Origin of the sequence: Limnohabitans planktonicus II-D5 (genome assembly GCF_001270065.2) — a bacterium.
In the GTDB taxonomy this organism is placed as follows: Bacteria; Pseudomonadota; Gammaproteobacteria; order Burkholderiales; family Burkholderiaceae_C; genus Limnohabitans_A; species Limnohabitans_A planktonicus.
Window position 1 is genome coordinate 1 of record NZ_LFYT02000082.1, and the last position, 1,670, is coordinate 1,670.

2 protein-coding genes are annotated in these 1,670 nt (G+C 56.6%); both read right to left on the bottom strand.

The window, feature by feature from the left end; all coding sequences use genetic code 11:
- Window positions 1–26: 26 nt before the first annotated feature.
- Window positions 27–1,103, bottom strand: coding sequence for an IS3 family transposase (locus H663_RS40825; protein WP_116695973.1), 1,077 nt, complete (start codon window positions 1,101–1,103; stop codon window positions 27–29).
- The gene (locus H663_RS41455) at window positions 1,100–1,606 is read right to left on the bottom strand and encodes a transposase (RefSeq protein ID WP_133239937.1); all 507 of its coding nucleotides are present in this window, start codon (window positions 1,604–1,606) and stop codon (window positions 1,100–1,102) included. The genes H663_RS40825 and H663_RS41455 overlap by 4 nt, the downstream gene beginning before the upstream one ends.
- Window positions 1,607–1,670: the final 64 nt, after the last annotated feature.

The following is a 1,670-nucleotide window of genomic DNA, read 5'->3' on the forward strand; positions in this document are numbered from 1 at the left end:
CTAGTTGTCGCATTTATTTTGGTGGTTCAGGCTGGTTTTCGTAAGTTTTTATTCTCCGTGGGTTTAGGGGTATGGGGATTGAGGTGGACTTCGTTGACCGGGTGCCAATTGCGTGCAGTTGCGGACCATCGGTTCGGATTGGCCTGTCGGGCAGCAGCGTAAACATCCTCGCGCTTTGCAAGCATTGGCCCGTCAAGCCCTGCGTGGCGCTGAGTTGGGGTTACAAAACGAATGGCACTGTGCCTGTGCTCGGTGTTGTACCAATGGACCAAATCTGTCACCCAGCGGCGCGCATGCAAGATGTCGGTAAAGGGCCCCAGAGGTAGCTGCGGGCGGAACTTGAGAGTTCGGAACAGCGATTCCGAGTAGGGGTTGTCATTGCTGACTGAGGGCCGACTGCGCGAAGGCGTGATACCCAAGCGCCACATTGTCGCCAGCATGGTCTCACCCTTCATCGGCGAGCCATTGTCTGAATGCACCGTGAGCTGCCCTTCGGGAATGCATTGGCGCTCGCAGATATCACGAAGCAAATCGGCGGCCAGCTGTGCGCTCTCACAATCAAATACCTGCCAGCCGACAATTTTTCGGCTGAAGATATCCACAAAAAGGTAGAGGTAGAAATGCATTCCTCGCACCTGAGTGGGCAAATAGGTAATGTCCCAACAATAGACTTGATCGGGCTCGGTAGCGACCAATGCGCGCGGCTTGCTCACCTTGCGCGGCACACGCTCCAGGCGGCGATGGCCCATCTGCTGGGCGCAATGGAGCAGTCGGTACATCGTCGATTCACTGCACACGTACTTGCCCTGGTCGGCCAAGCGAGGCACGATTTGGCTGGGTGGCAAATCTTTGAACTCCTCGCTGTTAAGCACGCTCATCGCGGCCTCTCGCTCAGCTTGACTGAGCTGGTTTGGCGGCACGCTGTGCGCACGTAGCGTGCTGACACGCCGGTCTCCTTCGTGCCCACAAGGGTGTACCCAGCGCTGCAAGGTGCGAACGCTCATGCCAATTTGGGCGCAGGCCTGTTGAGCGCGGGCACCATCAGCGATAGCCTGCTCGATCAATGGCAAAAGGATTTGGCGCTGTAGGGTGGAGTTCATCATGCCTCGTCCGCCCACAGCGCCTGGAATTTTTTTTGCAATATCAGCAGTGCTGCAGCCTCCGCTAAAGCTTTGTCCTTGCGACGCAATTGCCGCTCCAGCTGATCGTGTTTGCCCTGCAGCTCTCGCATGGCACCCAGATTTTGCTTGGCGCTGGGCTCGCTCATTGCACAAAAGGCATCACGCCAAGTCTGCAGCTGGTGTGCGTACAGCCCCTTGTGGCGGCACCAAGCATGCAGATCATCACCCACGAGCAGATGGCTTTCGTTAAGCGCTTGAAGGCGTTCGCGGGGGGCCCAAGCTTGGGCAGAAAGTTCGCCGTGCAAAGGGTGGGCTACATGGGGCCCCCCCCTTGCAGCTTTGGCGGCATCTCGGCGCCAACCCTTCAAGGTTGTCAGAGGAACATTCAGTTCAACTGCAACGCTGACCAGAGTTTGATCGCCGCGCTCGCGAGCCTTACGCAATGATTGTTCAATAAATTCAGTGGGATACGGAGCATGTTTCATTATTTATCGCCTCAGCGGAGAGTCCGCTTGGAAAAAGAAGAGAGACGACAACTAGTCTGACACA